This window comes from Exiguobacterium sp. s34, from assembly GCF_018617435.1.
GTDB lineage: Bacteria > Bacillota > Bacilli > Exiguobacteriales > Exiguobacteriaceae > Exiguobacterium > Exiguobacterium aestuarii.
Genome location: NZ_JACSKE010000001.1, coordinates 19979 through 40759, shown reverse-complemented (window position 1 = coordinate 40759; position 20781 = coordinate 19979). Strand labels below are relative to the sequence as shown.

Genomic DNA, 20781 nt, shown 5'->3' with positions numbered 1-20781 from the left:
ATCCTACTTTTTTCCTACAAATGTTCACATTTACACCTGTAAACTTCACATAAAGGAGCAGACAGGGAGCGAAATATTCACCAATTTGGCTTCCATTTTTAAAATCGTGGGAATTTCAACCGAATAGGAACAAGGTCCAGGATTCGACTTTTCGTGTCCTATGTCACGAAAGCGATTACGATCAATCTCTCAGATGATAATTGGCGTGAGATTGGATGTTTCTTTTGAGATGGTAACGGAAAAAGAAAAGATGATATGAAAGATAAATGGAATATATCCATCTACAAGCTAATAAGCGAATATTTGTTCGTGTCTATGATATAATTAAGGCACTTATGAAATGAGAAGGTGAGGAGTATCTTATGGAATCGATCCCGTTTGCATTACAATCTGAATTTCAACCAGGAGGTGACCAGCCTGAAGCGATTCGGCAACTTGTCGAAGGCGTGAATCGGGGAGACCGTTATCAGACGCTCCTCGGGGCGACTGGAACAGGGAAGACGTTTACTGTCTCAAACGTCATTCAAGAAGTGAAGAAACCGACACTCGTCCTTGCCCACAACAAGACGCTCGCGGGTCAACTCTATTCCGAGTTCAAAGAGTTCTTCCCGAATAACGCGGTCGAATACTTTGTCAGTTATTACGACTATTATCAGCCGGAAGCGTACGTTCCTTCGACCGATACGTTCATCGAGAAGGATGCTTCCATTAACGATGAAATCGATAAGCTGCGTCACTCGGCGACGTCGGCTCTCTTTGAGCGGGATGACGTCATCATCGTCGCATCGGTCTCTTGTATATATGGTCTCGGTAACCCAGAAGAATACCGCAGTCTCGTCCTCAGCCTTCGGGTCGGAAAAGAGATGGGGCGTGACGAGATGCTTCGTAAGCTCATCGACATTCAATATGAACGAAACGATATCGATTTCCAGCGCGGACGGTTCCGTGTCCGTGGGGACGTCGTCGAGATCTTCCCGGCTTCGCGTGACGAACACTGTATGCGAATCGAATTTTTCGGTGATGAGATCGATCGAATCCGTGAGATGGACCCGTTGACGGGAGAAATCATCGCAGACCGAGATCACGTCGCCATCTTCCCGGCATCCCACTTCGTCACACGCGATGAAAAACTTCAAAAGGCAATCGTTAATATCGAAGCGGAACTCGAAGAGCAACTCGAAAAGTTCCGTGAGGAAGGGAAGCTGCTTGAAGCGCAACGTCTCGAACAGCGAACGCATTACGATTTGGAGATGATGCGTGAAATGGGGTATTGTTCAGGCATCGAGAACTATTCGCGACACTTGAACTTAATGCCGGAAGGCTCGACCCCATATACATTGATCGATTACTTCCCAGAAGACTTCCTGCTCGTTGCCGATGAGTCGCATGTCACGCTGCCGCAAGTACGCGGGATGTATAACGGGGACCAGGCGCGGAAACAAGTGCTCGTCGACCACGGGTTCCGTCTCCCGTCAGCGAAGGACAACCGTCCGCTCAAGTTCGATGAGTTCGAGAAGAAAGTCTCACAAGCGATCTTCATCTCGGCGACACCAGGTCCGTATGAGCTCGAACATACACCGCACATGATCGAGCAGATCATTCGTCCGACGGGACTACTCGACCCGACAATCGAGATTCATCCGATCAAAGGTCAGATCGATTATTTGATGGACCAGATTCGCGAACGCATCAAGCGAGACGAGCGTGTCCTCGTGACGACGCTCACGAAGAAGATGGCAGAGGACTTGTCCGACTACTTGCGTGAAGCGGGAATCAAGGTCAACTATATGCACTCCGAGATCAAGACGCTTGAACGGATTGAAATCATCCGAGATCTTCGTCTCGGGAAATACGACGTGCTCGTCGGAATCAACTTGTTGCGGGAAGGACTCGACATTCCTGAGGTCAGTCTCGTGACGATTCTTGATGCCGATAAGGAAGGATTCCTTCGTTCCGACCGTTCGCTCATCCAAACGATTGGACGGGCGGCCCGTAATGCGAACGGTCACGTCATCCTGTTCGCGGACAAGATGACCGATTCGATGGCCAGAGCCATCGAAGAGACGGATCGTCGTCGTACGATTCAACAGGCTTATAATGAAGAACATGGCATCACGCCACAGACGATTCGTAAAGACGTTCGTGGCGTCATCCGAGCGACGGTCGAGGCCGAGGAAGAGGCGCTCGAATCGCTCAGCACGATGAAACCGGCCGAACGCGAGGCAGCGATTGCCAAATTAGAAGAAGAAATGAAGCAAGCGGCGCGCGATCTTCAGTTCGAACGAGCGGCCGAATTGCGTGACTTAATCTTGGAGTTGAAGGTAGGGAATTAAATGGCTGAAAAGAAAAATGCGATTGTCATCAAAGGGGCACGCGTCAATAACTTAAAAAATATCGATATTGATATCCCACGTGACCAGCTCGTCGTCTTGACGGGCTTGTCCGGCTCCGGGAAATCGTCGCTCGCGTTCGACACGATTTATGCGGAAGGACAGCGACGCTACGTCGAGAGTTTGTCTGCGTATGCCCGTCAGTTCCTCGGACAGATGGATAAACCGGACGTCGATACGATTGAAGGATTAAGTCCTGCCATCTCAATCGACCAGAAGACGACGAGCCGAAACCCACGTTCGACGGTCGGGACGGTGACCGAGATTTATGACTATCTCCGACTCCTGTTCGCACGTATCGGGAAACCGGTTTGTCCGAACCATGGAATCGAGATTTCGAGTCAGACCATCTCTCAGATGGTCGACCAAGTGATGGAGTTGCCGGAACGAACGCGACTTCAGATTTTGGCACCGATTGTGTCAGGTCGTAAAGGGACGCACGTCAAAGTGTTCGACTCGTTGAAAAAAGAAGGGTTCGTCCGTGTCCGTGTGAACGGAGAGACGATCGAGCTGACGGATGAAATCGAGCTCGACAAAAACAAAAAGCATTCCATCGAAGTCGTTGTCGACCGTCTCGTCGTCCGACCTGATGTCGAAGGACGCCTCGCCGACTCTCTCGAGACGGCATTACGTCTCGCCGACGGACGTGTCATCATCGACAAGATGGACGGTACTGAGCTTCTCTTCAGCGAACACCATGCCTGCCCGATTTGTGGATTCTCGATCGGAGAGCTCGAGCCACGCATGTTCTCCTTCAACTCACCGTTCGGGGCTTGCCCGACATGTGACGGACTCGGGACGAAATTAGATGTCGACCCAGAACTCGTCATTCCAGACCCGTCGAAAACCTTAAAAGAAGGGGCAATCGCTGCGTGGCAGCCGACGAGTTCCCAATACTATCCGCAACTGTTGGCGGCGATGTGTCAGCATTTCAACATCGACATGGACGTGCCGTTCGAGCGCCTGTCGAAGCGTGACCAAGAGCTCGTCTTGAACGGTTCTTCGGAAGAGTCATTCCTGTTCCGCTACGAGAACGACTTCGGTCAAGTTCGGACGAACACAATCTTCTTTGAAGGGGTGCTCCGTAACATCGAACGCCGCTACCGCGAGACGACGTCCGACTATATCCGTGAACAGATGGAGATGTATATGGCAACCCACGCCTGCCCGACATGTCACGGCTATCGCTTGAAAGAAGAGTCACTCGCCGTCAAGATCACCGGGCAGCACGTCGGACAAGTGACGGAGAAGTCGGTCGTGAACGCCCTCGCGTTCTTCGAAGGGCTCAATGAACAGCTCAGTGAAAAAGATATCGCCATCGCCCGTCTCATCTTGCAGGAGATTCGGGAACGACTCAGCTTCTTGAATAACGTTGGTCTCGACTATTTGACGCTGTCTCGTGCTGCAGGAACACTCTCAGGTGGGGAAGCGCAGCGAATTCGCCTCGCGACGCAAATCGGTTCACGCCTTACAGGTGTCTTGTACGTCCTCGATGAACCATCGATTGGTCTACATCAACGAGATAACGACCGCTTGATCGCGACGCTCAAACAGATGCGGGACATCGGCAACACGCTCATCGTCGTCGAGCATGATGAGGACACGATGATGGAAGCCGACTATTTGATTGATATCGGACCGGGTGCCGGGGAGCACGGTGGACAAGTCATCGCCGCCGGGACACCGAAGCAACTCATGAAAAATAAGAACTCGCTCACGGGGCAATACCTCGCCGGGAAGAAGTTCATTCCGCTCCCGGTTGAACGGAAGATGCCGGACGAGCGTTTCTTGAAAATCATCAAGGCGGAAGAGAACAACTTGAAAGACGTCGACGTCTCGATTCCGCTCGGGATGTTCGTCGCCGTGACGGGCGTATCGGGTTCTGGGAAGTCGACACTCATCAACGAGATTCTCTATAAATCGCTCGCGCACAACATGAACCGTGCCAAAGCGAAACCAGGGAAGCATAAGAAGATTGAAGGTCTCGAGCATATCGACAAAGTCATCGATATCGACCAATCCCCAATCGGACGTACACCGCGTTCGAACCCGGCGACGTATACGGGCGTCTTCGACGACATCCGCGACGTCTTTGCCTCGACGAACGAAGCGAAGATGCGAGGGTATAAGAAAGGACGTTTCAGTTTCAACGTCAAAGGCGGACGCTGCGAAGCGTGCCGTGGGGACGGGATCATCAAAATCGAGATGCACTTCTTACCGGACGTGTACGTACCGTGTGAGGTCTGTCACGGTAAACGATATAACCGTGAGACGCTCGAAGTGAAATATAAAGGGAAGACGATTGCCGACGTCCTCGATATGACAATCGAGGAAGGGCTCGAATTCTTTGACAAGATTCCGAAAATCAAGCGAAAAATCCAGACGATTTATGACGTTGGTCTTGGCTATATGAAACTCGGTCAGCCGGCGACGGAACTTTCAGGTGGGGAAGCGCAGCGTGTGAAACTCGCCTCGGAGCTCCATAAACGCTCGACCGGGAAGACGATTTATATTTTGGATGAACCGACGACAGGTCTCCACGTCGACGACATCGCGCGCTTGTTGAAAGTGTTGCAGCGCCTCGTCGAGAACGGGGATACGGTACTCGTCATCGAACATAACCTCGACGTCATCAAGTCGGCCGATTATTTGATCGACCTCGGACCAGAGGGCGGAGACGGTGGCGGACTCATCGTCGCGACGGGAACGCCGGAAGAAGTCGCGGAAGTGTCTGGCTCGTATACCGGCAAGTACTTGAAGCCGGTACTCGAACGAGATGCGGCTCGTGTGAAACCAAAAGCAGGAAAAAAGAAATAAGTATAGAAATGGTGAGAAACGGGAAGGTAATTGACGTGCAACCAAATTGAAGGGGGAAAACGAACGTGAAACAAGAAATGCGTGAACTGATTCTCCAGCAAGTGAAGGAAGGCAAGATGACAATCGAGGAGGCGATGACGCAACTCGAGCGTCTCGAACGCCTTGAACCAGAACAAGTCAAGGCGTTAGAAGAGCGACAAGACACGGAAAAGGTCGATGCCTATTCGGTCGAATCGCTCACGACGAAACTGACGTCTGCGGTAGAGGGGCTCGTCACGAAGCTTCGTGACAGCGACTTCTCCTTCAGCTCGAATTTCGGGCCAGAAGTGACGTATTCGAAATCATTCCCATTCACGGGCACCGACATCTCACTCGATCTCTTCAACGCATCGGCGACGATCGTCTCGTCAGATGCAGAAGATTGTGAGCTCATCGTGACGGGTCGTCCGCTTCGCCAACAAGACGCGGACAAAGCGCTCGAACAGTTGCAGTCGGCGGTCAAACATTCCGTCATCGGAGACCGTCTCGTCGTCTCCTTGCGTGACAAACTCGTCCGGGCTCATGTGGAACTGTACGTCCCGCATCACCATTTCAACCATCTTCATATTCAGACGTTGAACGGGGAAGTTCGTGCCGATGGTCTTGACGTCGAGAACGTCCGGGTTCAAACGGCGAACGGTCGCGTCGTCTTACATGACGTGCATGCATCGGAACTCCTCCTTAACACCGGAAACGGGACAGTCGAGGTCGAAGGTGTCGAAGCAGAGCTCGTCCATGTCCGTACCGGAAATGGGGCCGTCATCGTCGGCGGGAAGTACGACAAAGCATCCCTCAAGACGGGTAATGGAAACATTCGCGCGGAGCTTGCGACTGCTCGTCCGGCCAAGTTCGAACTCGCCTCGCTCGCCGGAAACGTTCGACTCGTGTTACCGCATGGTGTCGAAGTCGAAGGTGAACTTGAGACGAACTTCGGTGGACTCCACTGCTTGCTCGACGAACTTGAAATCATCCGTGACCGAAAAGACGTCGCTCAGCGTCGGCTTGAATTCTTGTCCGGTCGTGGTCAAACGCCTCGCATCGAAGTCGAAGCGGGTACGCGTACCGGTACAATCGACTTGGAACACGGATCGGTATACACACCGTCGACATTCCTTGAGGAAGAACAGGCGGAGCCATCGGATCCGGTCGATCCCGTCGACCCAGCTGATTTGAACAATCCGTTCCATCAACAATAAGCAAATCCCGAAGGCTTAGCCTTCGGGACTTTTTTGATTAAAGATTCATTTCATATTCCATCTGTTGCCAATCCATCATCTGTGTATCAAACAGCGTGAATGCACTGACTGCGAAGACGATAAAGAGGACCGGACCGGCAATGAGCAAGATAATGCCGAGGAGCCGCATCGATTTCGAGCGATTCCAGTAGAAGATGATGGCGACAATCATCGAGATGAGTGCACCAGACAAGAAGAATCCGATGATATTCAAAATGAACAAGAGCAAGACCGTCTCGTTTTTCGTCGCCGCATACTCTTTCCACATATCAATCAGCGACTTGATGATGTAGATGAGCGTCCCGATTCCGATGACGAGCGCGATGATTACGACAATCCAAAATAAAGCATCCATATTTTCACCTCCTCTATTTGCCTATACCCTTCCTACGCACGCTATGTATGAAAGTTTCAACAATTTTTTGACACGTTCTTCATCACTTCTCTAACCCTACATAGAAAGAGCTATGATACAATAATGAGCGTGAAAGGGGCAGATACTGATGCAAAATATCGTACGTACAGCTCAAGTCGTTGAGCGTTTTAAACTTCAAGTCATTGCGGGAGAAGAGGGGCTTCATCGTCCGGTCGCTACACCCGACCTAAGTCGTCCTGGACTCGTCCTCGCCGGTTATTACACGCACTATGCGAAAAACCGTCTTCAAGTGCTAGGGAAGACAGAGTTAACTTTCTATGCGAGCTTATCGGAAGAAAAGCGTCGCGAGCGTGCCCGGATCTTATGTACGGAATCGACACCTGGGATTTTAATCACACGTGGATTTGACATTCCGAAAGAAATCGAAGAAGAAGCGGAAGCGGCAAACGTCCCACTCATGCGGACGAATGCGGTGACGACTTCGATTGAATCGCAAATCACGAACTTCCTTGAGATGGAACTCGCGCCAATGACGGCGATGCACGGGGTTCTCGTCGATATTTATGGCGTCGGCGTCCTCATCAAAGGACAAAGCGGTGTCGGGAAATCGGAGACGGCACTCGAGCTCGTCAAACGCGGACACCGTCTCGTCGCCGATGACTCGGTCGAGATTCGTCAAACGGGTGACCAGCTCCTCGTCGGTTCAGCACCAAAGCTGATTCGTCATTTGCTTGAGATTCGTGGAATCGGCATCATCGACGTCATGACCTTGTTCGGTGCAGGTGCGGTCCGGTCCCATAAAAAGATCAGTCTCATCGTCAACTTAGAGAACTGGGACGCTGGAAAAGTGTACGACCGCGTCGGGCTCGATCACAACACGATGAAAATCATCGACAGTGAAGTCCCGCTCCTCACGATCCCGGTCCGCCCAGGTCGAAACTTGGCGGTCATCATCGAGGTCGCAGCGATGAACTATCGTCTGCAAAACATGGGGATCAATACGGCTGAAGAGTTTGCGGAACGTCTCGCGAACGCGATTCAGGACACTGAAGGAGACTTGTGATCATGGTAGAACCGACATTTGATCGTGTAGCGTTTGAAATTGGCTCTCTTCCGATATATTGGTATGGCATGATTATCGCCTTCGGAGCAATGCTCGGACTCGTCCTTGCCCTCTATGAGGCGAAACGGATCAACTATGATTCGGAACGACTCGTCGACGTCGTCATCTGGTCGATTCCAATCAGTATCATCTTCGCGCGTATTTACTATGTGACGTTCCAATGGGATTACTACTCAGAGAACCTCGGGCAGATCATCGATATCCGTCAAGGCGGGATCGCCATTCACGGTGCCATCTTCGGGGCACTCCTTGTCGTCATCGTCTATTGTATGCGAAAATCGATGTCGTTCTGGAAAGTGACGGACATCTTGGCGCCATCACTTCTCCTCGGACAAGCAATCGGGCGCTGGGGGAACTTCATGAACCAAGAGGCCCATGGTGGCGAGACGACGCGTAGCTTCCTGCAAGATACGCTCATGTTACCGGATTGGATCGTCAATCAGATGTATATCGATGGCGCATATTATATCCCGACGTTCCTCTATGAAAGTGTTTGGAACATCATCGGGGTCATCCTCCTCGTCGCTTGGCGCATGATTGGGAACCCACGTCGTGGATATATCTTCTTGTCTTACCTCGTCTGGTATTCAATCGGTCGCTTCTATATTGAAGGACTCCGGACAGATAGTCTCATGTCAGGCGATTTGCGTGCAGCCCAAATGGTTTCAATCGCGCTGATTCTCTTCGGTATCGTCATGATGATCCTTCGCCGCAATGCGAAACGATACAATGACCCATCAGAGAAAGGATTGTTTGATTAATGGATACGCTCTTATTTGACTTAGACGGTACGTTACTCGATACGAACCCGCTCATCATCGCCAGTTTCCGCCACACGTTCGAGTATTATTTCCCGGAACATACGTATCGGGATGAGGACATCTATCGTTTCATCGGACCGACGCTCGAGAAGTCGTTCCGTGAATTGAACGAAGCGGAATGGAAAGAGATGCAAGCGTTCTATCGGAGTTTCAATATCGCCATGCACGACCAACTCGTCGCCGAGTATCCGGGTGTCATCGAAGGCTTATATCGCCTTCATGCGAAAGGATACAAGATGGGCGTCGTTACATCGAAAGGTCGTCCGGTCGTCGAACGCGGTCTTCGGTTGTTCAACATCGACCACTTGTTTGACGTCGTCGTGACGGCGGACGATGTCGAGAATGAAAAACCACACGCCGAACCGGTCGAACGTGCGCTCCAAGCGCTTGGTTCGTCACCGGAGCGAGCGGTCATGGTTGGGGATAACGATACAGACATCTTCAGCGGGAAAAATGCAGGGACGAAGACGGTCGCTGTCGGCTGGGCATTAAAAGGCCGTCCGTTCCTTGAGTCACTCGAGCCGGATGTCATCATCGACTCGATGGAACATTTTGAGGCATGGCTTGACGAGGTCAGCGTTCATGCGTAAGACGAAACGGTTTCGCATCGACGGACCGAATCCGCTTTGGCAGATGTATCGGACGATTCGCTTCCTGCGTGTCTTCAAAAACACGTCGGTCGTGCTCATCGGTCGTTACTTCCCTTCGGTGAAGGCGAAGCGTTGGCTGTACCGGACGTTTCTCGGTATGAAGATCGGCGAGTATAGTGCCCTCGCCCTCATGGTCACGCCGGACGTCATGTTCCCGGAACGGATCACGATTGGTCGCAACACCGTCATCGGATTCAATTCGACGATTCTCTGTCATGAGTATCTCGTCGATGAGTACCGGATCGGGGACGTCGTTATCGGAAATGAAGTCTTAATTGGGGCGAACGTGACCATCTTACCAGGTGTGACAATCGGCGACGGTGCGGTCGTCGGTGCGGGTGCGGTCGTGCACCGCGACGTCTTACCAGGTGAGCGGGTCGTCGGTTCAAAGCTCCAGTCGCTGACACATATTTGACACAATTTTTCGCAAAATGTTTTTATGCATTTTTTGTATAGAGGCATAAAAGAATACTTGAGCGGTATCACTTTTTTTAAAAGAGATGCCGCTTTTTAATGGGAAAATGAACCGAATTGACGGAATCATATTTTCGTTCAAAAACAATTTTTGGACCTAGTAAAAAATATTCATTATAGAGGGAATATAGTCGCAATTTTTTTTAACTTTTTCAGTTGCCCTCGTTGTTCGAGTGCGGTATTCTTATCCCTGCAACTAAAAAAAGATTTAGAGATGATGTGGAGGATTTAGAATATGGAAGCGAACTATGAAGCAGTAATGACGCTACCCGAACCAGAATCTCCGCTCGCTGCGGAGCTCCACTACTATAGAGGTCGTCGTGCGTTACGGGAAGGTCGCCTAGATGAAGCGACTTTTTTCATGGCTGAAGCGACAGCAGCAGCCACGCATCGCGTCGACTATCATAAACAGTACGCAGAACTGTTATTTGAAGTAGGGGAGGTCTACCACGCCAATGACGTGTGGAAACGAGTATTAGAGCTCGACGAGACCGCGACAGAGGCGCTCTATCACTTAGCGAGCAACTGTGCCTATGTCTCTCAATATGAAGAAGCGGCGAACTATGCTTCTGAATATCTCGCCCGTGACACGAAAGGTCACTACGCGGAAGCCGTGCAATCCCTTCTTGAACTGATCGAACTCGAACAAGAGCTCGAGGACGAGGAAGAGGACGAATTGATCACATGGCATACAGAAGCACAGCGTCAAATCGACAAAGGCCGACTTTTTGCGGCGAAGGCGACGCTCGAACGTTTGATCGGGCAGTACCCATCGTTTTGGCCAGCCTATAACAACCTATCCGTCGTCAGTTTTTACCTCGGCGATGACCAAGCGGCGTTCCGGACGCTCGAATATGTGCTCGACCAGAACCCGGGCAACTTGCATGCGATTTTGAACACGATTCTATTGCTGCATGAGGCGGGACAATCCGAAGCGGCGACGCAGTTATCGACGCCACTCACACGTGTCCGTCCACTCCAATTTGACCTACGTTATAAATTGGCGACGACACTTGCGCTCGTCGGACATTATGACCGTGCGTATGAAGAGTTACGTCTATTGAAAGACCGCGGTTTTCGTGGAGACCCATTGTTTGGGCATTGGCTCAGCGTGTCTGCCTATAAGACAGGACGATTAGAAGAGGCAGCCACCTACTTGAACAATGAAGAGATGAAACGTTTCGAAGAGAAGCAAAGTTTCGACATTCGGGAAAACCTCGAGTTTCGTTCGGCGCTCGTACAAGGTCTTCGTCAAGAGACCGACCTAGCGCGAGTCGAGATCATTCGAATCATTTCTAATTTAAAAGATGATGAGGCGTTTGAGGCGCTTGCGCTGACGAACGCCGTCACGGAGAATGAGACGGTCCGTGCCTTCGCAGAGATGTGTCGTGCCGACCTCTGTCAACAACCGTTCCACGGAGACGTTCGCGTCAAGCGCGCGTTTGACGCCCTCGTCCTTGCCGAAGCGCATGTTTCGGAAGCGGAACGGATGAGTCTTGAAGGTGACTTCTATGAACGATTTGCGACGCTATTGTTGTCTGATGAAACATTTATGGACGTAACGGCATCGGCCGCTGCGCTCGTCTGGATGTTTTATACGAAACGTGACGCCTTGATTCTTGAGGACTGTGCGAACGCCTTCCATCTCCCGGTCGATACGTTGACAGAGACGGTTCGTTCGTTCAAACGGACACTCGAACAAGCATAAAGATAGACGATACCCATACAGGTTTCTTATACTAAAGGCAATCAATTTCTTGCAGAGGTGGAATCAACATGACAGAAGAAAAAATTTATGACGTCATTATCATCGGTGCCGGTCCTGCCGGAATGACCGCTGCGCTATATGCTTCACGTGCGAACCTTTCAACACTTATGATCGAACGCGGAATTCCAGGTGGCCAAATGGCCAACACGGAAGATATCGAGAACTACCCAGGATACGACAGCATTCTCGGTCCTGACTTGTCTCAGAAAATGTTCGACCATTCGAAAGCGTTCGGTGCGGAGTATGCATATGGGGACGTGCAAAGCATCTCGGATGAAACAGAATATAAAATCGTCCATGCGCACAACCGCGACTACAAGGCGCGTGCGATCATCCTCGCCTCTGGTGCTCAGTATAAGAAAATCGGTGTACCGGGTGAAGAAGAACTCGGTGGCCGTGGCGTATCGTACTGTGCAGTATGTGATGGAGCGTTCTTCAAAGGGAAAGATTTGTTCGTCATCGGTGGTGGCGACTCAGCTGTTGAAGAAGGTGTCTTCTTGACACGTTTCGCAAACAAGGTGACAATCGTTCACCGTCGCGACGAGCTCCGTGCTCAAAAAATTCTTCAAAAACGTGCGTTCGACAATGAGAAAATCGATTTCATTTGGAACCACACATTGAAAGAAATTACAGAGAAAGACGGAAAAGTCGGTGGGGCTCGTCTCGTCAGCACGGTTGACGGTACAGAGACAGACCACGATATCGACGGCGTCTTCATCTATATCGGCATGAACCCGATCACTGGATTCGTCCAAGACCTCGGGATCACGAACGAGCAAGGCTACATCGTCACGAACGAGGCGATGGAAACGAATATCCCAGGAATCTTCGCTGCCGGTGATGTTCGTGAGAAAACACTCCGCCAAGTCGTCACGGCGACGAACGACGGATCGATTGCCGCTCAGAACGCTCAACACTTCATCGAGGGGCTCCTCGAATCGTTGCAAGAACAAAACGCATGATTCAAGAAGGTAGGACTGCGGGGAACCGCGGTCCTTCTCTTTTTTTCGGACGTTCGTTATACTAGATGGAGAGGGCTACACACACGGCTCGGTTGTCAATTTTAAGGGGGCGTCAGCGAGATGGAAGATTTTAAAGGATTAGAAGAATTGATCATCATCAGCGGAATGAGCGGGGCTGGGAAGTCCGTCGCGATGAATAGTTTCGAGGATCTCGGCTATTTCTGTGTCGATAACTTACCACCGGTTCTATTACCACAATTGATTGATGTCATCAGCTCGGTCCGACCGAAAATCGCGGTCGCCATTGATACACGTACGAGAGATTTTATCGATAGTTTGTTCATCGTCATTGACGATTTGGAAAAGAAGAATGTACACCCGCATCTTCTGTACTTAGAGACGCGCGACGACGTGCTCGTTCGTCGCTATAAAGAGACGCGGCGGTCACATCCGCTCGCCCCAGAAGATGCGCCACTCGTCGGCATCCAGATGGAGCGCGAACTGTTAGAAGGGTTCCGCGATCGTGCCCATACGCTATACGATACGAGTGACTTGAAGCCGCAGATGCTGAAGGACCGTATCTTGCAACAGTTCAACGAGGAACGTATTCCGTTCACGGTCAACTTCATGTCGTTCGGGTTCAAACACGGGGTCCCGCTCGATGTGGACTTACTGTTTGATGTCCGCTTTATCACGAACCCGTTCTATATCCCTGAACTTCGACCGCTCACGGGTCAGACGACGGAAGTGCAAGACTACGTCATGTCGCATCCGGAGGCGCGGGCATTTTATAAGAAGTTGATTGATATGCTCGAATTCCTGCTTCCGCAATATAAGCGGGAAGGGAAGACGCAGATCGTGGTGGCATTCGGTTGCACAGGCGGCAAACACCGCTCGATCACGTTCGCCGAGAAAGTGTCAGAGCATTTCGCAGAGCGTTACAACGTGAAGACGGTCCACCGTGACCTTGCCCACGCGACGAAGGAGAAATGATATGAGACGAGAACGGAAAGTAGTTGCCATCGGTGGGGGGACGGGATTGTCCACCCTCGTCCGTGGTTTGAAGCATTATCCACTCGACATCACTGCCATCGTCACGGTAGGAGACGACGGAGGCAGTTCAGGGCGCCTGCGTGACGAGTTTCATATGTTGCCTCCGGGAGACATCCGTAACGTCATCTTGGCCTTGTCAGAAGTCGAGCCGTTGATGGATAAGATTTTACAGTATCGTTTCGACACGGGATACGGCCTAGAAGGTCACTCTCTTGGAAACTTGATGCTGACGGCGGCGACCCATATTTGTGAAGGGTCGTTCGTCAAAGCAATCGACGTCATGTCACAGCTTTTGAACGCACAAGGGAAAGTGTTGCCGGTGACCGAGACGCTCATGACGCTCGCGGCGGAGTTTGAGGACGGGACGATCGTCAAAGGCGAATCGAAGATCCCGCTTCATCAACAGCCGATCAAACGCCTGTTTTTACTCGAGGACGGCATCAAGCCGGCCCCAGGGGTCGTGGAAGCAATCGAGTCGGCCGACGTCATCGTGCTCGGTCCAGGTAGCCTCTATACGAGCATCATCCCGAACCTGCTCATTCCAGCGGTGCGGGAAGCCATCGTCCGCTCACAAGTCCCGGTCGTCTATATTTGTAACGTCATGACGCAACCGGGCGAGACGAAGGGCTATGATGCGATGAAGCACTTGAAGGCCATCGAAGCCTATCTCGGGAAGGCGTCGATTGATACGATCGTCGTCAATAATGAGCCGATCGATGAAGAATATTTGGAGCGCTACCTCGAAGACGGATCGGAAGAAGTCCGCTTCGACCGGAAAAAGCTCCGAAACTATGGAACGAATGTCCTTGCGGGGGATATCGTCGATTACAATCGGGATTACATCCGTCATGACTCCGACGCCATCGCCGGACTCGTCATGCAACGCGTGCTCCGAATCAAGAAACCACGTTCGTTTCAGCAGCTTGAATTGAAATAAGAATTGTTTGAAAGATAGAAAGGAGGGGGACTCGATGAGCTTTGCATCAGATGTGAAGAAAGAATTGACACAACTCGAAGTGAACGACGCCGAGGCGAAAGCAGAGTTGTCGGCACTCGTTCGGATGAACGGCGTCATCTCACTCGCCCTAGGACGAGGCATGACGCTCGACGTCTCGACCGAAAACGCCTCGATCGCCCGTCGGATGTATTCGTTGATGAAACGCCTCTATGACCATCCGCTAGACTTATTCGTACGGAAGAAAATGCGTCTGAAAAAGAATAACGTCTATATCGTCCGTGTGTCACAGCATGCGGAGACGATGCTTCGTGACCTCGAGATTCTCGGGGAGCACTATGAGATGATTCGGACGCTGAACTCAGATATGACACGTGATGAGAACTTGGCACGCGCCTACTTGCGTGGGGCCTTCCTCGCCGGAGGGTCAATCAACCATCCGAAGACGTCGTCGTATCACCTCGAAGTCTACAGCTTGTATGAAAACCATAACCAGGCGCTACGCGATCTGGCGAATCGGTTCGATTTGAACGCGAAGACGCTCGAACGGAAAAAAGGGCACATCCTCTATATGAAAGAGAGCGAGAAGATCTCCGACTTCCTCAAGTTGATTGGTGCGACACGAGGAATGCTCGAATTTGAGGATGCACGCATCATCAAAGACATGCGCAACTCCGTCAACCGCCTCGTCAACTGTGAGACGGCCAACTTGAACAAGACGGTCGGGGCGGCGTTACGCCAAGTCGAGAACATCAAGTTCTTGGAACGGACGGTCGGCCTCGATGTCTTGCCGAAAAAACTTCGAGAAATCGCTGAACTGCGCGTCACGCATCAAGACGTCTCGTTACAAGAACTCGGGGAAATGCTCGAGTCTGGTCCAATTTCGAAGTCTGGAATCAACCATCGACTTCGTAAAATTGACCAAATTGCAGAGCGTGTGCGGAGCGGCGATGAGATCGCCTCTTCGTGACGCGGTTGCACCAAAACCATTCTTCCTATATAATAAGCAACTGGAATAGGTTTACTGAATAGGAATTAAAGGAGCTTCATCACTATGTCGAATGAAAAGAAAAGATTATCGCTCACGATTGACGCTAAGCTCGACCAAGTCATCACGGAGCGCGCAAAAGAAATCGGAATTCCGAAGAGTGCACTCGTCACGTTCGCAACAAGCCTTCTCTTGAACCAGCTTCGTGCGGAAGAGTTGTTGAACGGAGATAAGAACGCGATCTACGAAGTGATTCGTAAAGACTACGAATTGCTCACAAGCGTGAAAAATCTAGATACGAAATAATAAGGTTGACTTCGGTCAGCCTTTTTTAGTTGCATCTCTCTCGGAAATTTGGAATAGTGGTGGTAATGAATTTGAACGGAGGTCGATCGAATGGGTCAAATCTTACTCATCCTATTGCTACAACTTATCTACGTCCCGGTGCTCACGCTCCGGACGATTATGCTCGTGAAAGGGAAGACGGTCATCGCGGGTCTGTTCGGGACGCTTGAAACGCTCATCTACATCTTCGCGCTCGGGATTGTATTCCAAGATTTGACGACGCTCGGTATGATCGTTTATGCGGTCGGGTTCGGACTTGGGATTTTACTCGGTGGCTACGTTGAACGTAAACTCGCCATCGGCTACAACATGATTCAAGTCCATACGAAAGAGTATCCGGCGGAGCTCATCCAACAGATGCGTGACAATGGTTACGGGGTGACGCATTACCAAGGTCAAGGGCGAGACGGTGTCCGTTATCGTCTGGACGTCTTGGCAGCCCGGACACGGATGAAAGAATTGCGTGAACTCGTCGAGAAGCATGAGCCGAAGGCGTTTCTCGTCGCATTCGACCCAATCGACTTCAAAGGCGGCTATATGATGAAAGGACTGCGTCGTCCGAAATGACGCACAAGACTCACGGAAGTGGGTCTTTTTTTGTTGGAGTAGGGATTTTACCGCACGATAGGGAATGAGTGAGGAAAGGAGATGAGACCGTGAAGAGCAATCGACGTTTTTGGATCGTATTGATTGGGTTACTTGTCGGTGTGGGGATGATTTATGTCGCAGTGTCTTGGTTCGGTGATGGGGACGACCCGGTCAAGCCGCCGCTCCCGACGGTTCGTGTCGGCTCGGTGACAGCGGAAGTGGAGCAATCGACCTATTGTTGGGAAGCCGGCAATCGTGCAACGTGCGCCGACTACGGCTTGCCGGAAGCCGAGGACCTGCAACTGATCACGGTCAAACCGGGTGATGCGATTGACGTCGTCTACCATGCCGACCCGATGGAATCGACTTTTTATCGAGTCGACGACGGAGAACTCGTCCCGGCTGAACCGGTCGTGCCAGACGAACCAGGTATTTATGTATATGAGGTTGGTGGGGAATGGACACAAGGCGACAGCCGATACGTGTTCGGTGTCAGGGTACCTGAAAACTAATGGGTTGACCTGCCTCCAAGGGACGGCTGTACAGTGAAGATAGGAGGTGGGGAAACTTTGATTCCAATTGGGAGAGTGGCGCATGTGACCGGGTTGTCGGTCAAAGCCATCAAATTTTATGAAGCACGAGGTCTCGTGCGACCAATCCGATCCGATAATCACTATCGAATGTATGGGATGGACGAGATTCGACGTTTAAGCGAAATCAAACGATTGCGTCAGATTGGACTGAGTATGGAACAAATCCAGTCTAATTTATCAATCGAGGCATTGCTTGAAACGCGGTTACGTGAAGTCAGGACGGAAATTGAACAGCTTCATCGAATCGAGGGACAGATTCGGTCGATGCAGTCAGGAGGGGACGACATGAACATTCGATATGAAACATTGCGTGAACCGATTTTAGTATATGGTTATGGGAGCACGCTAGAAGAAATCCCTCAGGTATGGGTGAAACTTCAACCAGAATTGACGACAGATGAGTCATATGGCGTCTGCCTCCCACATGAGAACGGCTATGTGGCTGGCATGACGAAGCCCGTGAGTGGGGAAGGAGCGCGACAAGTCGAACTGACGGAAGGGAACTATATCGTCGCGACGGTCGAAGGGGGCATCCCGATGATTCCTACGACATATGAGCAACTGTTAAACGTTCCAGACGTGACGCTTCGCGATGCGGTCGACTTTGAACGCTACATTCACGGGCAGGCAGGGGCGGATGACATGATTGAAGTCTGGATGCCCATCGAATAGAAAAAGACGTTTCCCAATCAATCGGGAAACGTCTTTTGTATGATTAGCGTGTCATGACTTTGTCGATGAGACCGTAGTCTTTCGCTTGGTCAGCTGCCATGAAGTAGTCACGCTCTGTGTCGCGCTCGATGACTTCAAGTGGCTGTCCTGTGTTCTCAGCCATGATTTGGTTCAATTTCTCACGCATTTTGATGATGCGTTCTGCGTGAATCTTAATGTCTGACGCTTGGCCTTGTGTGCCGCCGAGCGGTTGGTGAATCATGATTTCTGCGTTCGGAAGTGCGAAGCGTTTTCCTTTTTCACCGGCTTGGAGCAAGAAGGCACCCATCGATGCAGCCATTCCGATACAAATCGTCGACACGTTTGGCTTGATGAAGTTCATCGTGTCATAAATCGCCATACCTGCTGTAATCGAACCACCTGGGCTGTTGATGTAGAGCGAGATGTCCTTTTCTGGATCCTCAGCTGCGAGGAAGAGGAGCTGTGCGACGATTGAGTTCGCGACGTTGTCGTCAATCGCACTTCCGAGAAGGATGATACGGTCTTTGAGCAAGCGTGAGTAGATGTCGTACGCGCGCTCCCCACGGCCTGTCTGTTCGATAACTGTTGGAATTAACATTGAATCTGCCTCCTTTATGTAGGTTGTAAGTTCATCATACCTGTATAGTCAATGTTGGTCAAACAGAAACCCTTTCTACTGCTTATTCCACGACCCTCGATGTGTAAAACGTCTCAAGACGTGATGGTTACCCATTTAGCTTTGGACGAGCTGGTTTGATTACCCGACGTGATTCAAAATAACGTGTGAAAGTGGATTCACCTGAATAGGATAAGAAGAGATATTCTTTAGCACGCGTCATTCCGATGTAAAGGAGAGAGACTTCACGCTCAAGATCTTCTTCATATTTAAACGGCATATTTTCAACGTTTACGATAAAAACGGCTTGAAAATCAAGACCTTTACTGCTGTCAATTGTACTAATTTTTACGCGTTGATCATCTTTTGAGAAGGTACGTTTCGTCTCGCTACTCTCCGTAATCCAAAAGTACTCGATTCCATAGTAGTTTAGGGCACGTTGTAACGTGTCGACATAATGCATCGTCGAGAACTTCTGGACGCGATACAGGATCAACATTTCAGAATAGGGGACTTTTTTCTCGTCATGTAATTTTTTTATTTGCCGAGCAACGAGATCTGCCTCTTTGAAGAAATGATCACATTTAATAATGGCTGGTTCAGGACCTCTTCGAAGCGTACTTTGAGGAGCAATGATTTCACCATCTAATTCCTTCGTCACAACTTTATCTTTTAGGGAGGAATTGGATTGATAAAACGACCAGGCGAACGATACGATTTGAGAAGTGTTTCGGTAATTAATGTTTAGAATTTTGGACCTTCCTCGGAAATCCAAACCGGTATCCTGTACATAACTACGTTTTCGTTTATAGATAGACTGCGCTCGATCTTCGACGAGTAAAAGCGATTTCGTTTCAGGATTTAAAAGTTCGCTTGCAAGTTCGAGCCATTCGGGTTCGAAGTCTTGTCCCTCATCAATCAAAATCGCATCGTAAGACGGGAAGATGATTTCTCGCTTCCTTAACTTTTCAAGTATCGCCGGTATTCTTCTTTCCGAGATGTGTAAATCATTCTGCAACCAGGCGTGGAAATTTCGAACTTCAATCAAATGGTTCCTCTGTTTCAACTGAGGATCGAAATCGAATAAATCATCCGGTTCTAACATCATCTGTTGTACCATCTGTTCGATAAAACGGGCTAGCGAGATATTGTAACATAGGATTAAAATCTTCCATTCGGGATGTTGTTTAGATAACAGTTTAGCGCGACTCGCCAAAATGAGGGTCTTGCCACTACCTGCAACACCTCGAATTAAACGATTTTGATCACCGAGTTGTTTGGCCAAGTTCTCTTGATGTAGGTCCATCGCCCGGATGTTGTGAAGGGATAGTAAAAGCTGGTCTTGATATGGTGTGACTTTTTTAAATTCGGCGCTGATTCGAACTTCTGGGAAGAGATGATAACGAATCGCATCGATTTCTTCACTAGTCAACGGTTGCCTCAGGCGATAAGGAACCGTGAACATATTCAGAATTTTTTCGATGAGGATTTCTTCTGAGAATTGTGAATCATCCGGGTTGATTTCATCACGCATCAGAGAAAAACAAGGATCAATGACTTGATAGAGTCCATGACGAATACAGTCATCTTGTGTCAATCGTGTAAAAATGACGCCTGATCCATAAGGGAATTTTAATGTCGTCGCATATTTTCCTTCGTGTTGAATCAGGTTTTGATCCTTTTTTAGGACGTCAGTCAGTTTGAACATATTTTCACGGGCTTGTAGAAATGGACTTTTTACTTTCTTTTGAGATCCGTTTGCGGGAGTGATCATCCATTCATCATGGTTCAGTTGGTAGAGAGTAGAACGCGTATAGTCTTTCACTTCTAAAACGATTAACCCTAAATCAGGTCCGATGATGACGAAATCAGGTCTTCGACCGTGTATATTGGGTTCAAAATAAACGATGTAATCGTCTGGAAGGTAGCGTTTCAACGTACGAAATACGAGCCGCTCTCCTGCTGTTGCGGATGAACGAATCGTTTCAGGAACAGTATGAGCCATTAATTGACACCTCGTTTCCAATCCTTTTACTTAAATATACTATATAAAGGATACATAAAAAGGATGGTGGTTTGAAATTGAGGGAGAAAACAAAAAAAAGGACGAAGACCTTAATTAGGCCTTCGTCCTTTTATGTAATACACCCGGAGAGATTCGAACTCCCGACACCTGGCACCGGAAACCAGTGCTCTATCCCCTGAGCTACGGGTGCATGTGTGTGACACGAATTTATTATACATTTGTTTTATTGAAAAAGCAATCCTGTTCATTACGCTTTTTTGAGCGCGAGT

19 protein-coding genes and 1 tRNA gene are annotated in these 20781 nt (G+C 50.0%); 16 read left to right on the top strand and 4 right to left on the bottom strand.

Going from position 1 to position 20781, the window contains the following annotated elements; translation table 11 throughout:
• Window positions 1-362: 362 nt before the first annotated feature.
• The 3 genes from uvrB to KNO87_RS00190 all read left to right on the top strand — a co-directional run bounded on the left by uvrB (window position 363) and on the right by KNO87_RS00190 (window position 6442).
• Complete coding sequence (gene uvrB, locus KNO87_RS00200; RefSeq protein WP_214786932.1) at window positions 363-2333, top strand: excinuclease ABC subunit UvrB; 1971 nt, start codon at window positions 363-365, stop codon at window positions 2331-2333.
• Complete coding sequence (uvrA, locus tag KNO87_RS00195; RefSeq protein WP_214795424.1) at window positions 2334-5207, top strand: excinuclease ABC subunit UvrA; 2874 nt, start codon at window positions 2334-2336, stop codon at window positions 5205-5207.
• Between the two features lie 65 nt (window positions 5208-5272).
• Window positions 5273-6442 carry a DUF4097 family beta strand repeat-containing protein gene (locus KNO87_RS00190; RefSeq protein WP_214795426.1) on the top strand — a complete coding sequence of 390 codons (1170 nt, stop codon included), beginning with the start codon at window positions 5273-5275 and terminating at the stop codon, window positions 6440-6442.
• Window positions 6443-6479: 37 nt separating this feature from the next.
• On the opposite strand, the gene KNO87_RS00185 is transcribed toward KNO87_RS00190, so the two are convergent.
• Window positions 6480-6836: a hypothetical protein gene (locus tag KNO87_RS00185; RefSeq protein ID WP_214795428.1), complete on the bottom strand. Its 357-nt coding sequence runs from the start codon at window positions 6834-6836 to the stop codon at window positions 6480-6482.
• A 148-nt stretch (window positions 6837-6984) separates the two neighbouring features.
• Between KNO87_RS00185 and hprK the strand changes: the two genes are divergently transcribed.
• The 13 genes from hprK (at window position 6985) to KNO87_RS00120 (ending at window position 17849) form a co-directional block, all read left to right on the top strand.
• Window positions 6985-7920: an HPr(Ser) kinase/phosphatase gene (gene hprK, locus KNO87_RS00180; protein WP_214786940.1), complete on the top strand. Its 936-nt coding sequence runs from the start codon at window positions 6985-6987 to the stop codon at window positions 7918-7920.
• 2 nt (window positions 7921-7922) lie between these two features.
• Window positions 7923-8741, top strand: coding sequence for a prolipoprotein diacylglyceryl transferase (gene lgt / locus KNO87_RS00175; RefSeq protein WP_214786942.1), 819 nt, complete (start codon window positions 7923-7925; stop codon window positions 8739-8741).
• A complete protein-coding gene (gene ppaX / locus KNO87_RS00170; RefSeq protein WP_214795430.1) occupies window positions 8741-9391 on the top strand; it encodes a pyrophosphatase PpaX in 651 nt (216 codons plus the stop codon). The genes lgt and ppaX overlap by 1 nt, the downstream gene beginning before the upstream one ends.
• Window positions 9384-9866: an acyltransferase gene (locus tag KNO87_RS00165; protein ID WP_214786945.1), complete on the top strand. Its 483-nt coding sequence runs from the start codon at window positions 9384-9386 to the stop codon at window positions 9864-9866. Before ppaX ends, KNO87_RS00165 begins: the two co-directional genes overlap by 8 nt.
• Before the next feature lie 294 nt (window positions 9867-10160).
• The gene (locus tag KNO87_RS00160) at window positions 10161-11633 is read left to right on the top strand and encodes a tetratricopeptide repeat protein (protein WP_214795432.1); all 1473 of its coding nucleotides are present in this window, start codon (window positions 10161-10163) and stop codon (window positions 11631-11633) included.
• A 68-nt stretch (window positions 11634-11701) separates the two neighbouring features.
• A complete protein-coding gene (trxB, locus tag KNO87_RS00155) occupies window positions 11702-12655 on the top strand; it encodes a thioredoxin-disulfide reductase (RefSeq protein WP_214786950.1) in 954 nt (317 codons plus the stop codon).
• Window positions 12656-12775: 120 nt separating this feature from the next.
• A complete protein-coding gene (rapZ, locus tag KNO87_RS00150) occupies window positions 12776-13648 on the top strand; it encodes an RNase adapter RapZ (RefSeq protein WP_074033636.1) in 873 nt (290 codons plus the stop codon).
• A gap of 1 nt (window position 13649) precedes the next feature.
• Window positions 13650-14645, top strand: a complete 996-nt coding sequence (locus KNO87_RS00145) for a gluconeogenesis factor YvcK family protein (protein ID WP_214795434.1) — start codon at window positions 13650-13652, stop codon at window positions 14643-14645.
• 34 nt (window positions 14646-14679) lie between these two features.
• Window positions 14680-15633 (top strand): DNA-binding protein WhiA, encoded by a 954-nt coding sequence (gene whiA / locus KNO87_RS00140; protein ID WP_074033630.1) that lies wholly within the window; start codon window positions 14680-14682, stop codon window positions 15631-15633.
• Between the two features lie 84 nt (window positions 15634-15717).
• The gene (locus KNO87_RS00135; protein WP_074033629.1) at window positions 15718-15957 is read left to right on the top strand and encodes a CopG family transcriptional regulator; all 240 of its coding nucleotides are present in this window, start codon (window positions 15718-15720) and stop codon (window positions 15955-15957) included.
• 90 nt (window positions 15958-16047) lie between these two features.
• Window positions 16048-16563 (top strand): DUF2179 domain-containing protein, encoded by a 516-nt coding sequence (locus KNO87_RS00130; protein ID WP_074033625.1) that lies wholly within the window; start codon window positions 16048-16050, stop codon window positions 16561-16563.
• 89 nt (window positions 16564-16652) lie between these two features.
• Window positions 16653-17096, top strand: coding sequence for a hypothetical protein (locus tag KNO87_RS00125; protein ID WP_214795436.1), 444 nt, complete (start codon window positions 16653-16655; stop codon window positions 17094-17096).
• A 57-nt stretch (window positions 17097-17153) separates the two neighbouring features.
• Window positions 17154-17849, top strand: coding sequence for a MerR family transcriptional regulator (locus tag KNO87_RS00120; protein ID WP_214795438.1), 696 nt, complete (start codon window positions 17154-17156; stop codon window positions 17847-17849).
• Window positions 17850-17892: 43 nt separating this feature from the next.
• On the opposite strand, the gene clpP is transcribed toward KNO87_RS00120, so the two are convergent.
• The 3 genes from clpP to KNO87_RS00105 form a co-directional block, all read right to left on the bottom strand.
• The gene (gene clpP, locus KNO87_RS00115) at window positions 17893-18468 is read right to left on the bottom strand and encodes an ATP-dependent Clp endopeptidase proteolytic subunit ClpP (RefSeq protein WP_012726916.1); all 576 of its coding nucleotides are present in this window, start codon (window positions 18466-18468) and stop codon (window positions 17893-17895) included.
• Between the two features lie 127 nt (window positions 18469-18595).
• Window positions 18596-20491, bottom strand: coding sequence for a 3'-5' exonuclease (locus tag KNO87_RS00110; protein WP_214795440.1), 1896 nt, complete (start codon window positions 20489-20491; stop codon window positions 18596-18598).
• Between the two features lie 138 nt (window positions 20492-20629).
• Window positions 20630-20702, bottom strand: a tRNA-Arg gene (locus KNO87_RS00105).
• Between the last annotated feature and the right edge of the window lie 79 nt (window positions 20703-20781).

Bases quoted from the DNA above. Each gene is read 5' to 3' on its own strand.
- KNO87_RS00145 (WP_214795434.1), top strand. From the start codon at position 13,650: ATGAGACGAGAACGGAAAGTAGTTGCCATCGGTGGGGGGACGGGATTG.
- hprK (WP_214786940.1), top strand. From the start codon at position 6,985: ATGCAAAATATCGTACGTACAGCTCAAGTCGTTGAGCGTTTTAAACTT.
- KNO87_RS00165 (WP_214786945.1), top strand. From the start codon at position 9,384: ATGCGTAAGACGAAACGGTTTCGCATCGACGGACCGAATCCGCTTTGG.
- uvrB (WP_214786932.1), top strand. From the start codon at position 363: ATGGAATCGATCCCGTTTGCATTACAATCTGAATTTCAACCAGGAGGT.
- KNO87_RS00185 (WP_214795428.1), bottom strand. From the start codon at position 6,836: ATGGATGCTTTATTTTGGATTGTCGTAATCATCGCGCTCGTCATCGGA.
- KNO87_RS00130 (WP_074033625.1), top strand. From the start codon at position 16,048: ATGGGTCAAATCTTACTCATCCTATTGCTACAACTTATCTACGTCCCG.
- lgt (WP_214786942.1), top strand. From the start codon at position 7,923: ATGGTAGAACCGACATTTGATCGTGTAGCGTTTGAAATTGGCTCTCTT.
- rapZ (WP_074033636.1), top strand. From the start codon at position 12,776: ATGGAAGATTTTAAAGGATTAGAAGAATTGATCATCATCAGCGGAATG.
- whiA (WP_074033630.1), top strand. From the start codon at position 14,680: ATGAGCTTTGCATCAGATGTGAAGAAAGAATTGACACAACTCGAAGTG.
- KNO87_RS00110 (WP_214795440.1), bottom strand. From the start codon at position 20,491: ATGGCTCATACTGTTCCTGAAACGATTCGTTCATCCGCAACAGCAGGA.
- uvrA (WP_214795424.1), top strand. From the start codon at position 2,334: ATGGCTGAAAAGAAAAATGCGATTGTCATCAAAGGGGCACGCGTCAAT.
- trxB (WP_214786950.1), top strand. From the start codon at position 11,702: ATGACAGAAGAAAAAATTTATGACGTCATTATCATCGGTGCCGGTCCT.
- KNO87_RS00135 (WP_074033629.1), top strand. From the start codon at position 15,718: ATGTCGAATGAAAAGAAAAGATTATCGCTCACGATTGACGCTAAGCTC.
- ppaX (WP_214795430.1), top strand. From the start codon at position 8,741: ATGGATACGCTCTTATTTGACTTAGACGGTACGTTACTCGATACGAAC.
- KNO87_RS00160 (WP_214795432.1), top strand. From the start codon at position 10,161: ATGGAAGCGAACTATGAAGCAGTAATGACGCTACCCGAACCAGAATCT.
- clpP (WP_012726916.1), bottom strand. From the start codon at position 18,468: ATGTTAATTCCAACAGTTATCGAACAGACAGGCCGTGGGGAGCGCGCG.